Genomic DNA, 12,780 nt, shown 5'->3' on the forward strand with positions numbered 1-12,780 from the left:
CCGAGAGCCCGCCATGAGCCGTGAATCCGCCATCGCACGCACCGTCGCCGTCTTCGACGACGGGCGCTTCCAGGCAACGCTCGACCGCCGCGTCGCCTTCCGCACAGAGAGCCAGGACGCCGCCAGCCTGCCGCAGCTGTACGCTTACCTGCGCGACGAGATCGCGCCGCTGCTGCAACAGCTGGGTTTCGGCTGCCGCATCGTGGACAACCCCTTGCCGGGCAAGAGCCCCTTCCTGCTGGCCGAGCGCATCGAGGCCGGCGCCGCCTTCACCGTGCTCACCTACGGCCACGGCGACGTGGTGCGCGGCTACGAGGCACAGTGGCGCGAAGGCCTGCAGCCCTGGAAGATCGTGGTGGACGGCAACCGCTGGTACGGCCGCGGCACGGCCGACAACAAGGGCCAGCACACCATCAACTTCACCGCGCTGGAGCAGGTGCTCCAGGCCCGCGACGGCGTGCTGGGCTACAACGTGAAGATCATCCTGGAGATGGGCGAGGAAGACGGCTCGCCCGGCCTCGACGAGGTCTGCGCACTGCACCGCGACTTCCTGGCCGCCGACCTGTTCCTCGCCTCCGACGGCCCCCGCGTGTCGGCCTCGCGGGCCACGATGTTCCTGGGCTCGCGCGGCGTCTTCAACTTCGACCTGCACCTCGATCTGCGCGACGGCGGCCACCACTCCGGCAACTGGGGCGGGCTGCTGCGCAACCCGGGCATCCGCCTGGCACACGCCATCGCCACCCTGGTGGATGCGAAGGGCCGCATCCTGGTGCCGGGCCTGCTGCCCGAGGAACTGCCCGAGAGCGTGCGCGTGGCCTTGCGCGACATCGAGGTCGGCGGCAGCACCGGCGACCCGGAGATCGACCCGGACTGGGGCGAGCCCGGCCTCACGCCCGCCGAGCGCGTCATCGGCTGGAACAGCCTGGAGGTGCTGGCCTTCACCTGCGGCAACCCGGCCATGCCGGTCCATGCCATTCCGGCCACGGCGCGGGCGCACTGCCACATGCGCTACGTGGTGGGCAGCGATGCGGCGCACTTCCTCGACCACATCCGCGCCCACCTGGCCGCGCACGGCTTCGACGACGTCGAGGTGCGCGGCACCGATGTCCACATGGCCGCCACGCGGCTGGACCCGGACGACGCCTGGGTGCGCTGGGGCCTGGCCTCGATGGAGCGCACCACCGGCCGGCGCCCGGCGCTGCTGCCCAACCTGGGCGGCTCCCTGCCCAACGACGTGTTCTCTGAAACCCTGGGCCTGCCCACGCTGTGGGTGCCGCACTCCTACCCGGCCTGCTCGCAGCACGCGCCTAACGAACACATCCTGGCCGACGTCACGCGCGAATCGCTGGAGATCATGGCCGGCCTGTTCTGGGACCTGGCCGAGCAGGGGTCATCGGTGATGCGGGAGCGCGCGGCTTGAGCGCACAGCCGTCGCTGCAGCCTGGGCGTGCTGCCCGATCTTAGAACGTGAACACGTTCTAAGATCGGCGTTTTCCATCGAACGACAGGACGCTTCCATCATGTGCGGTGCTGAACTTCAGACCCTTCCCGAAGGCGTGCAGCGCGTGGCCGCCGCGCTGCAGGCGCTGGGCCATCCGCATGCCCCGCGCATGCTCGACAGTGCCGCGCGCACCGCGCAGCAGGCCGCCGATGCCCTCGGCATCTCCGTGGGCCAGATCGCCAAGAGCATCATCTTCCGTCGCAAGAGCGACGATGCGGCGGTGCTGGTCGTCACCTCGGGCGACCGGCGCGTCGATGAGAAGAAGGTCGATGCGCTGGTCGGCAAGACCGGCCGCGCCGATGCCGACTTCGTCAAGGCCAAGACGGGCTTCACCATCGGCGGCGTCTCGCCTGTGGCGCATGCCACGCCGCCCGTCACGCTGATTGACCGCGAACTGTTCCGCTTCGAGGAGATCTGGGCGGCCGCCGGCCACCCGCACGGCGTGTTCCAGCTGCGCCCGCACGACCTGGAGGCGCTCACGCAGGCGCCCGTGGCCGACGTCACGCAGCCGCCGCCCGCGGTCGCCTGAACTCGCTGGCTCCTGTGAATGCTACTAATTTAATAGCTGCTCGCGCTGGTGATGCGGTCGCTGCCGGCCTTTTCGATGCCAAAAGCGACGGCACGGTGCCGTCGCCCTGCATCAGCCTGTGCCGCATGGCGGCCGACGGCGGCCACTGCCTGGGGTGCTTCCGCACGCTGGGGGAGATCGGTGCTTGGTCCGGCGCCGGCCCGGCGCAGCGCCGTGCCATCTGGGCCGCTCTGCTGCAGCGTGCCGGCCTGCCCGTGCCGGAGGCGCTCGCCGCAGCGCCTGCGGCATCACGGCCGCCCCGCTGAAGGCGGGCCCAGGCCGTTTCCCTCAACACCCCACAGGAGCCGCGCCATGCACCAGATCACCTGCTACCTGGACTTCGTCTCGCCCTATGCCTGGCTGGCCTTCGATGCGCTGCCCCGCGCGCTGCAGGGGCTGAGCTGCGAGGTGCGCTACCGCCCGGTGCTGCTGGGCGCGCTGCTGCACCAGCATGCCAATCCAGGCCCGGCGGGCGTGCCGCCGAAGCGCGAATGGACCTTCCGCCATGCGAGCTGGCTGGGCCAGGCCCAGGGCTGCGGTCTGGACCTGCCGGCGATTCACCCATTCAACCCGCTGCCCCTGCTGCGCCTGGCGCTGGCCTGCAGCGACGACGGCTGCATCAACCGCTTCGTGGCCGGTACGGTGCTGCGCCATGTGTGGTTGGGCGGGCACGACGCGCTCGACCCGGCCCGGCTGGAGGCGCTGCAGGCCGCGCTGCAATCGCAGCTGCGGCCCGACGCCAGCGGCCAGGGCGCGGCAGCCAAGGCGCTGCTGCGCGCCAACACCGACGAGGCGATGGCGCGCGGCGTCTTCGGTGTGCCCAGCTTCCTGGTGGGGGATCGGCTCTTCTGGGGCCTGGACAGCCTCCCCATGCTGCGCGCCTCTTTGGATGGCTCGGACTCGTGGTTCGACGGCCCCGCCTGGGAGGCATCTGCGCAGGTGCCCAGCGGACTGCCGGACCAGGCTGCAGGCCCTGCGGCGCGCTGAAGATGGCCCTGCGCGGGGCATCCCTGCGGGTTTGTCCCGGGCAGGGATTTCCCGCCCGAACGCCTTGGTGTTTACCCCGGCCGCCAGGGGTGCCAGAGGACGTGCCGCGCGGCACTTTCGCCTCCATTCCCACATCAAGAAAACAGCGCTAGGGGTTGCACCGGGTTTCGTCAGCGACGCGTAAGGAGCGCACGTCGCGGTCCGCTCGATGCCGCCGGCGCCTGTCAGTTTTCGGTCAGATGGCGCACCCATATTGCGGCCGCAGGCACCTCCGAGGTGCCGCCGTTCACGTCCCGCAATTCATGGAGACAAGCACCATGGCTACCAACGTCGCTTCCCGGCCCATGTCGCCGGAAGAAAGAAAAGTCATCCTGGCGTCGTCGCTAGGCACCGTTTTCGAGTGGTATGACTTCTACCTCTACGGCTCGCTCGCGGCGATCATCGCCAAGCAGTTTTTCAGCGGCCTCGATGCAGGCTCGGCCTTCATCTTCGCGCTGCTGGCATTCGCGGCCGGCTTCATCGTGCGGCCCTTCGGCGCCCTGGTGTTCGGCCGCCTGGGCGACATGATCGGGCGCAAATACACCTTCCTGGTGACCATCCTCATCATGGGCCTCTCGACCTTCATCGTGGGCCTGCTGCCCACCTACGCCAGCATCGGCGTGGCGGCGCCCGTGATCCTGATCGTGCTGCGGCTGCTGCAGGGCCTGGCTCTCGGCGGCGAGTACGGCGGCGCGGCGACCTATGTGGCAGAGCACGCGCCGCAGGGCAAGCGCGGCGCCTATACGTCGTGGATCCAGACGACGGCCACCATGGGCCTCTTCCTGTCGCTGCTGGTCATTCTGGGCACCCGCACCCTCATGGGCGAAGAAGCCTTTGGTGACTGGGGCTGGCGTATTCCGTTCCTGGTCTCCGTGCTGCTGCTGGGCATCTCGCTGTGGATCCGCCTGACGCTGTCGGAGTCGCCCGCTTTCCAAAAGATGAAGGCCGAGGGCAAGACGTCCAAGGCGCCGCTGGCCGAATCCTTCGGCCAATGGAAGAACCTGAAGATCGTGATCCTGGCGCTGATCGGCCTCACCGCCGGCCAGGCCGTGGTCTGGTACACGGGCCAGTTCTACGCGCTCTTCTTCCTCACGCAGCAACTGAAGGTCGATGCCGTGACGGCCAACCTGCTGATCGCCGCGGCCCTGCTGATCGGCACCCCGTTCTTCGTGGTGTTCGGCTCGCTTTCCGACAAGATCGGCCGCAAGCCCATCATCATGCTGGGCTGCGTGCTGGCGGTGCTGACCTATTTCCCGGTCTTCAAGGCACTGACCGAAGCGGCCAACCCTGACCTGGCCGCAGCGCAGGCCAAGAACAAGGTGGTGGTCGTGGCGGACCCGGCCGAGTGCTCGTTCCAGTTCAACCCCACCGGCACGGTCAAGTTCACCAGTTCCTGCGACGTGGCCAAGCAGGTGCTGGCCGCCAATTCGGTGAGCTACGAGAACGAGGCCGCAGCGCCCGGCACGCCCGCCGTCATCAAGGTGGGCTCGGTTGTCATCCCCAGCTATTCGGCCAAGGGTATCTCTGGTGACGAGCTGAAGGCCAAGGACTCCGCGTTCAAGAAGTCCGTGTCCGATACGCTGAAGGCCGAGGGCTACCCCGCCAAGGCCGACCCCGCCAAGATGAACAAGTTGATGATGATCGTCATCCTGAGCTATCTGGTGCTGCTGGTGACCATGGTCTACGGCCCCATCGCGGCGATGCTGGTGGAGATGTTCCCCACGCGCATCCGCTACACCTCCATGAGCCTGCCCTACCACATCGGCAACGGCTGGTTCGGCGGCCTGCTGCCCACCATGTCTTTTGCCATCGTGGCCCAGACCGGCAACATGTACAACGGCCTCTGGTATCCCATCATCATCGCGGGCGCTACGGCCATCATCGGCACGCTGTTTATCCGCGAAACGAAGGACGTCGATATCTACGCCGGGGATTGACCGGTATCAATCGGCACGCCTGAAAAGATGACCCGCGCTGGAGCGCTAGCCGGGTCATCGTGGTGCATCCCCGCTCTGTCTTGGTGAATTGAGGAGAAAGTGTGGCGGGGATACATCATGACAATCACGAAAACTACATTCGCATCTGTTAACCGAAGGCTTACACCTAGAATTTGAGCCAGTAGCTGCACACGGCGCTCACGGCCCAACAGGCTGGAAGCGGTGCCTACAACTACCCGCTGGACTCAAGCCCTCAAGGAACCCAAATGCAAAAAACCAACCGCCTTCGGCTCGCATCCCTGGCACTGCTGAGCACCTCCGCCGCCTTCGCGCAAAGCAGCGTGACGCTGTACGGTCGTGTCAACACCAGCATCGAACACTCCAAAGTGGGCAGCCTGTCCCAGACCGGCGTGAACAACAACGCTTCCCGTTTCGGCTTCAAGGGCGTGGAAGACCTGGGCGGCGGCCTGAAGGCTGGCTTCCAGCTGGAAAGCGGTTTCGACAGCTCCACCGGCCGTTCCGACTCCACCTTCTTCGGTCGCCAAAGCGAACTGAACCTGGCTGGCAACTTCGGTATGGTCCGCCTGGGCAACTTCATCCCTGAGTCCTACTACGCCATCGCCGACTACGGCGTGCAAGACCAGCCCAACCACGACACGGGCAACTTCTCCAACCAGCTGTACACCTCGGTGTCCTTCGGCAACCAAGCCAACAAGATCGGCTACCGCACCCCCGAAATGGGTGGCTTCTGGGCCGAAGGCACGGTCAGCCTGCACGAGAAGGCCAACCGTGCGAACCCCCTGGGCCTGAACGTCGGTGCCAAGAACGCGTACGACCTGGCCGCCAACTGGGAAAGCGGTGCGCTGGCCCTGGGCGCCGGCTACGCCAAGCTGGGTGACAACTGGGACGCCGGTCTGCGCGCCCACTACACCATGGGTGCCGTGCAGGTCGGTGCCTACTACCAGCGCAACGACTACCAAGTCGTCGGCACCCGCAACTCGGCTGGCATCGCTGCACAGTACGCCTTCGGCGCTTCCGAGCTGGTGGCCAACTACATCTGGGCCAGCAAGTGGAACAACGTGGCCAACTCCGGCGCGCAACAGCTGATCCTGGGCTACAACTACAACCTGAGCAAGCGCACCAAGGTGTACGCTGCCTACACGTACGTGAAGAACCAGTCGGCCGCCAACTACGCTTACAGCTTCGTGAACAACACGGGCACGCTGGCCAACGGCGCCGATCCCCGCACGTTCGGCGTGGGCGTTCGCCACAACTTCTGATGACGCGAGGTGGCTCGGGCCCCTGCGGCCCGTGCCATCGCCGGCGCATCGCCGAAGCCTCACACCTGCAAGGGTGTGGGGCTTTTTTTCTGGTTGCTGCGCTTTCCCCATCCGTTGGGGTCTGGCGTCAGCGCGTCGTCAGCATCGCGATGACTAATATCGACATCTACTCAGGAGACAAAGAGCATGTGGAAAATCGTTGTGGGCTTCGTTCTGTTCGCCGCCCTGTCCTTGTTCGTCATCATGAAAGCCGGCGACAAGGTGGACATGAGCGGTGAAAAGCATGGCGCGGACGCCGTGCATGTGCCCGAGGCCCCCGCGTCGGCACCCGCATCGGCCCCGGCTTCCGCACCGGCTTCTGCCGCCAGCGCGGCCTCCTGAACGCTGTCTTCGTCAAGACGCCCCCCAAGCCCGCATTGCGCGGGCTTTTTTGCGTCTGGGCCCGGGGCGGTTGTCTTTCGGGCGAGGCGCCTCATCTGCGACAGGACGCGGGGCCATCCAGACCGCAGGCATACGCGGCTTCCGGCAAGGCCTCGGGCATGCACTCGCGTCGTCTTGGCCGACAGGCAACACAGCCGCGCGGTGCCTAGAATGGCCCGCCCCCTCCAGCAGAAAGACCCCCCACCCATGACCCAGGGACTGATCCGCATCCACGGCGCCCGCCAGCACAACCTCAAGGACATCGACCTCGACATCCGCACCGGCGAGTTGACCGTGGTGACCGGCCCCAGCGGTTCGGGCAAATCCAGCCTGGTGTTCGACACGCTCTATGCCGAGGGCCAGCGCCGCTACGTCGAGACCTTCAGCGCCTATGCGCGCCAGTTCCTCGACCGGATGGACAAGCCGGCGGTGGACAAGGTCGAAGGCGTGCCGCCGGCCATTGCCATCGACCAGACCAACCCCGTGCGGTCCTCGCGTTCCACCGTGGGCACGATGACGGAGCTCAACGATCACCTGAAGCTCCTCTTCGCGCGCGCCGGCCAGCTCTTCGACCGCAAGACCGCGCAGCCCGTGCGCCACGATTCGCCCGACAGCATCTATGCCGAGCTGCAGCAGCGCTGCGCCAGCGCGGGCGATCCGCGCATCGTGCTGACCTTCCCGGTCGAGCTGCCGGCCAACACTTCGCCCGAGCAGGTCGAACAGTGGTTGTCCGCCAGCGGCTTCACCAAGGTGCAGGCCGAGCGTGAGCAGAGCGGCCGCAAGCTGCTGGACGTGGTGGCCGACCGCTTTCGCCTGGCCAAGGCCGAGCGCGCCCGCGTGGTGGAGGCTATCGAGGTCGCGCTCAAGCGCGGCACCGGCCGGCTGACCGTCTATCGCCTGCCCGATGAGGAGGGCGGAGAGCCCGTGCTGTGGAAGTTCTCCACCGGCCTGCATTCGCCCGAGAGCGACCTGCGCTACGCCGAGCCCATCCCCTCGATGTTCTCGTTCAACTCCGCCGTGGGCGCCTGCGACACCTGCCGCGGGTTCGGGCGCGTGATCGGCGTCGATTACGGCCTGGTCATCCCCAACGAAAAGCTCACGCTGCGCGCCGGCGCCATCAAGCCCATCCAGACGCCGGCCTGGAAGGAGGCGCAGGACGATCTCATGCGCCACGCCGAGGCGGCGGGCATTCCGCGCGACACGCCCTGGTGCAAGCTCACCGAAGAGCAGAAGCAGTGGGTGATCGGCGGCACGCCCGGTTTCAAGGAGGGCAACTGGAACAAGCAGTGGTATGGCGTGCGGCGCTTCTTCGAATACTTGGAGAGCAAGGCCTACAAGATGCACATCCGGGTGCTGCTGTCCAAGTACCGCAGCTACACGCCGTGCCCCACCTGCGGCGGCGCGCGCCTGAAGACCGAGAGCCTGCTCTGGCGCATCGGCAGCCAGGCCGCGGCCGATGCGGTGGTCGAGCCTTCTCAGCGCTTCATGCCCCACGGTGTGGAGTGGAGCCGCGCCCAGCTCGAAGCCCTGCCCGGCCTGACCCTGCACGACCTGATGCTGCTGCCCATCGACCGGCTGCGGCGCTTCTTCGCGCTGCTGGGCGAGGGGGCGGTTGCTCCTCTTTCGGTAGCCGAAGGCGCAGATAGATCAAGCGCTGCGGGCCAAAATGCCTCCGAGAATGCGGGCGATGCCCAGGCGCTGAAGCTGCTGCACGAAGAGATCACCACGCGCCTCAAATACCTGTGCGATGTGGGCATCGGCTACCTCACGCTGGACCGGCAGAGCCGCACCCTTTCCGGCGGCGAGGTGCAGCGCATCAACCTGACCACGGCGCTCGGCACCTCGCTGGTCAACACCCTGTTCGTGCTCGACGAGCCCAGCATCGGCCTGCACCCGCGCGACATGTACCGCATCACCGAGGCCATGCTGCGCCTGCGCGATGCGGGCAACACCCTGGTGGTGGTGGAGCACGACCCGGCCGTGATGCTGGCCGCCGACCGCGTGATCGACATGGGCCCCGGTCCCGGCGAGCGCGGCGGGCAGATCGTGTTCGACGGCACCACCGCCGAGCTGCGCCGCGCCGACACGCTGACCGGCGTCTATCTGGGCGGGCGCCGCCAGATCACCTCCGGCATCAAGCGCATGGTGACGGATTCCACGCCGCGCCTCGTGCTCGAAGGCGCGCGCCAGCACAACCTGCAGAACGTGTCGGTGGACTTTCCGCTGCAGCGCCTCGTCACCGTCACCGGCGTCAGCGGCTCGGGCAAATCCACGCTGATCCAGGACGTGCTCGCGCCCGCGCTGCTGCGCCACTTCGGCAAGGCCACCGAAACACCGGGCGCGCACGAGCGCCTGCTCGGCGCCGACCACCTGGGCGACGTGGTGTTCGTCGATCAGTCGCCGATCGGCAAGACCGCGCGCTCCAACCCCGTGAGCTACGTGGGCGCGTGGGACGCGATCCGCGAGCTGTTCGCCGTGGCGCCGCTGTCGCGCCAGCGCAGCTACACGGCCGCCAAGTTCAGCTTCAACTCGGGCGACGGGCGCTGCCCGACCTGCGGCGGTTCGGGCTTCGAGCATGTGGAGATGCAGTTCCTCTCCGACGTGTACTTGCGCTGCCCCGACTGCGACGGCAAGCGCTACCGGCCCGAGATCCTGGAGGTGACCATCGAGCGCGGCGGCCGCCTGATCAACGTGGCCGACGTGCTGGAGCTCACCGTGAGCGAGGCCGCAGCCGCTTTCGCGCAGGACCGCGACGTGATCCGCGCGCTGCAGCCCATCGTCGATGTGGGGCTGGAATACGTGAAGCTCGGCCAGCCCGTGCCCACGCTCTCGGGCGGTGAGGCACAGCGCCTCAAGCTCGCGGGCTTCCTGGCCGAAGCGGCCAAGAGCGCCAGCAGCAGCCGCCAGCCGCTCGCCAAGAAGGGCACGCTGTTCCTCTTCGACGAGCCCACCACCGGCCTGCACTTCGACGACATCGCCAAGCTCATGCGCGCGCTGCGCAAGCTGCTCGACGCCGGGCATTCGCTGATCGTCATCGAGCACAACCTGGACGTGATCCGCGCCAGCGACTGGCTGATCGACCTGGGCCCCGAGGGCGGCGACGGCGGCGGCCTGGTGGTCGCCGAAGGCACGCCCGAGGATGTGCGCCAGCACCCCGCATCGCACACCGGCGCCGCGCTGCGCGACTACGAGCTGGCTCTGGGCGAGGGCGGCCACTCGGTACACGAGAAAGCCGCCGTGCTCCGAAAAGAGAAGCGCCGTGCCCAGGCGGATACGGGGCATGTGCCCAAGAACGCCATCGAGATCGTGAACGCCAAGGAGCACAACCTCAAGAACCTGTCGGTGGACATCCCGCGAGGCAAGTTCAACGTGGTGACCGGCGTCTCGGGCTCGGGCAAGTCCACGCTCGCCTTCGACATCCTGTTCAACGAAGGGCAGCGCCGCTACCTCGAATCGCTCAACGCCTATGCGCGCAGCATCGTGCAGCCGGCCGGCCGGCCCGAGGTGGATGCGGTCTATGGCATTCCGCCCACGGTGGCGATCGAGCAGCGCCTCTCGCGCGGCGGCCGCAAGAGCACGGTGGGCACGACCACCGAGGTCTGGCACTTCCTGCGCCTGCTGTATGTGAAGCTGGGCGTGCAGCACTGCATCCACGACGGTGCCGCCGTGCAGCCGCAGACGCCCGACAGCATCGCCGCGCAGCTGCTCACGCAGTTCAAGGGCCGGCACATCGGCCTGCTGGCGCCGCTGGTGGTCAACCGCAAGGGCGTCTATACCGAGCTGGCCGACTGGGCGCGCCCACGCGGCTACACGCATCTGCGGGTGGACGGCAACTTCCTGCCGACCACCGGCTTTCCGCGCATCGACCGCTTCAAGGAACACACCATCGAACTGCCCGTGGCCAGCCTGGACGTGGCCCCCGCGCAGGAGGCCGCGCTGCGCGCCGCGCTGGCCCGCGCGCTGGAGCTGGGCAAGGGCGTGGTCCATGTGCTGAGCGGGCTCGAAGGCCTGAAGGAGGCCATGGCCGCCGGCCAGCCCACCGCGGGCATCGGCACGCTGCAGGCCTTTTCCACCAAGCGCGCCTGCCCGGTCTGCGCCACCAGCTATGCCGAGCTGGACCCGCGCCTCTTCTCCTACAACAGCAAGCACGGCTGGTGCCCCGACTGCGTGGGCACGGGCGTGAAGCTCACCAAGGAGCAGCGCAAGGTCTTCGACGACTCGGTGCAGGACGACAAGGACCGGGGCCGCGAGCAGACCTTCGCCGAACCCGAGGCCGAGGACGTGGCCGACACCGTCTGCCCGACCTGCCAGGGCACGCGCCTCAACCCCGTGGCGCGCGCCGTGCTGTTCGCGGGCGTGCCGGTGACCGAGGTGGCGCGCCTCTCGGTGACCGAGGTGCGGCAGTGGATCGACGGGCTGCAGCTCTCGGGACGCGAGGCCGAGATCGCCCGTGACCTGGTGCCCGAGATCAGGAGCCGCCTCGAATTCCTGGAGGAAGTGGGCCTTTCCTATCTCACGCTGGACCGCGGCGCGCCCACGCTCTCGGGCGGCGAGGCGCAGCGCATCCGCCTGGCCGCACAGCTGGGCAGCAACCTGCAGGGCGTGTGCTACGTGCTCGACGAGCCCACCATCGGCCTGCATGCGCGCGACAACCAGATCCTGCTCAACGCCCTGCACAAACTGGGCGACAAGGGCAACACCCTGGTGGTGGTGGAGCATGACGAGGACACCATCCGCCGCGCCGACCACATCATCGACATCGGCCCCAGCGCGGGCAAGCGCGGCGGGCGGCTGGTGGCGCAGGGTACGGTGGCCGATATCGAGGCGGCCGAGGATTCGCAGACCGGCCGCTACCTGCTGCACGCCATGCGCCACCCGCTGCAGGCGCGGCGCGATGTGGTGGATGCTCCTGAAAAGATAGCTGGAGACCAAGAAAAGACGAGCGCTGCGGCCTTGAAAGATGCCGAAGTGGCGCCGGCCCTGCACTGGCTCACGGTGCGGGACGCGCAGCTACACAACCTGCAGAACGTCACGGCGCGGGTGCCGCTCAACCGGCTGGTGGCCGTCACCGGCGTCAGCGGCTCGGGCAAATCCACGCTGGCGCGCGACGTGCTGCTGGCCAACGTGCAGGCCTGGGTGCAGCAGCGCTCCACCAAGGCCGGGCGCGATGCCATGGATGCCGGCAAGGCGCCGGCGCTGGTCGGCTGCACGGGGCTGGCGGGATTCGAGACCATCGATCGCGTGCTGGAAGTGGACCAGACCCCCATCGGCAAGACGCCGCGCAGCTGCCCGGCCACCTACATCGGCTTCTGGGACACCATCCGCAAGCTCTTCGCCGAGACGCTGGAGGCCAAGGCCCGCGGCTACGCGGCCGGGCGCTTCAGCTTCAACACCGGCGAGGGCCGCTGCCCGGTCTGCGAAGGCCAGGGCATCCGCACCATCGCCATGAGCTTCCTGCCCGACGTGAAGGTGCCCTGCGAGGCCTGCCACGGCGCGCGCTTCAACCCCGAGACGCTAGCCGTCACCTGGCGGGGCAAGAGCATCGGCGACGTGCTGCAGATGGAAGTGGACGAGGCGGTGGAGTTCTTCGCCAGCATGCCCAGCATCGCCCACCCGCTGCAGCTGCTCAAGGACGTGGGCCTGGGCTACCTCACACTGGGCCAGCCCAGCCCCACGCTCTCGGGCGGCGAGGCGCAGCGCATCAAGCTCGTGACCGAGCTCACCAAAGTGCGCGACGAGGTCGGCCGGCGGGGGCAGAAGGCGCCGCATACCCTCTATGTGCTGGACGAGCCCACCGTGGGCCTGCACATGGCCGACGTGCACAAGCTCATCCGCGTGCTGCACCGCCTGGTCGATGGCGGCCACAGCGTGGTGGTGATCGAGCACGATCTCGACGTGATCGCCGAGGCCGACTGGATCATCGACCTGGGGCCCGAAGGCGGCAAGGAGGGCGGCCGCATCGTGGCCGCCGCCACGCCGGAAGCGGTGGTGCGACTGGGCACCCACACCGGCCGGGCGATCGCGCCGGTGCTGGCGCGCTGAGTCCGC

8 protein-coding genes are annotated in these 12,780 nt (G+C 68.0%); all 8 read left to right on the forward strand.

The window, feature by feature from the left end:
• Positions 1-13: 13 nt before the first annotated feature.
• The 8 genes from AC3A84_RS18895 (at position 14) to uvrA (ending at position 12,774) form a co-directional block, all read left to right on the forward strand.
• Positions 14-1,420: a M20 family metallopeptidase gene (locus tag AC3A84_RS18895; protein WP_487971564.1), complete on the forward strand. Its 1,407-nt coding sequence runs from the start codon at positions 14-16 to the stop codon at positions 1,418-1,420.
• 100 nt (positions 1,421-1,520) lie between these two features.
• Complete coding sequence (locus AC3A84_RS18900; protein WP_487971565.1) at positions 1,521-2,030, forward strand: YbaK/EbsC family protein; 510 nt, start codon at positions 1,521-1,523, stop codon at positions 2,028-2,030.
• A gap of 14 nt (positions 2,031-2,044) precedes the next feature.
• Complete coding sequence (locus AC3A84_RS18905; RefSeq protein WP_487971566.1) at positions 2,045-2,335, forward strand: DUF1289 domain-containing protein; 291 nt, start codon at positions 2,045-2,047, stop codon at positions 2,333-2,335.
• A 46-nt stretch (positions 2,336-2,381) separates the two neighbouring features.
• Positions 2,382-3,056 (forward strand): DsbA family protein, encoded by a 675-nt coding sequence (locus tag AC3A84_RS18910; RefSeq protein WP_487971567.1) that lies wholly within the window; start codon positions 2,382-2,384, stop codon positions 3,054-3,056.
• A 317-nt stretch (positions 3,057-3,373) separates the two neighbouring features.
• Positions 3,374-5,032 carry an MFS transporter gene (locus AC3A84_RS18915; protein ID WP_487971568.1) on the forward strand — a complete coding sequence of 553 codons (1,659 nt, stop codon included), beginning with the start codon at positions 3,374-3,376 and terminating at the stop codon, positions 5,030-5,032.
• 266 nt (positions 5,033-5,298) lie between these two features.
• The gene (locus tag AC3A84_RS18920) at positions 5,299-6,312 is read left to right on the forward strand and encodes a porin (RefSeq protein WP_487971569.1); all 1,014 of its coding nucleotides are present in this window, start codon (positions 5,299-5,301) and stop codon (positions 6,310-6,312) included.
• Between the two features lie 186 nt (positions 6,313-6,498).
• The gene (locus AC3A84_RS18925; protein WP_487971570.1) at positions 6,499-6,693 is read left to right on the forward strand and encodes a hypothetical protein; all 195 of its coding nucleotides are present in this window, start codon (positions 6,499-6,501) and stop codon (positions 6,691-6,693) included.
• 246 nt (positions 6,694-6,939) lie between these two features.
• Positions 6,940-12,774, forward strand: a complete 5,835-nt coding sequence (gene uvrA, locus AC3A84_RS18930; protein ID WP_487971572.1) for an excinuclease ABC subunit UvrA — start codon at positions 6,940-6,942, stop codon at positions 12,772-12,774.
• Positions 12,775-12,780: the final 6 nt, after the last annotated feature.

Source organism: Paracidovorax sp., assembly GCF_057642795.1.

What these genes read in the sequence shown, in the direction of transcription:
- AC3A84_RS18895 (WP_487971564.1), top strand. Translation starts at nt 14, where the DNA reads ATGAGCCGTGAATCCGCCATCGCACGCACCGTCGCCGTCTTCGACGAC.
- AC3A84_RS18900 (WP_487971565.1), top strand. Translation starts at nt 1,521, where the DNA reads ATGTGCGGTGCTGAACTTCAGACCCTTCCCGAAGGCGTGCAGCGCGTG.
- AC3A84_RS18910 (WP_487971567.1), top strand. Translation starts at nt 2,382, where the DNA reads ATGCACCAGATCACCTGCTACCTGGACTTCGTCTCGCCCTATGCCTGG.
- AC3A84_RS18915 (WP_487971568.1), top strand. Translation starts at nt 3,374, where the DNA reads ATGGCTACCAACGTCGCTTCCCGGCCCATGTCGCCGGAAGAAAGAAAA.
- AC3A84_RS18920 (WP_487971569.1), top strand. Translation starts at nt 5,299, where the DNA reads ATGCAAAAAACCAACCGCCTTCGGCTCGCATCCCTGGCACTGCTGAGC.
- AC3A84_RS18925 (WP_487971570.1), top strand. Translation starts at nt 6,499, where the DNA reads ATGTGGAAAATCGTTGTGGGCTTCGTTCTGTTCGCCGCCCTGTCCTTG.
- uvrA (WP_487971572.1), top strand. Translation starts at nt 6,940, where the DNA reads ATGACCCAGGGACTGATCCGCATCCACGGCGCCCGCCAGCACAACCTC.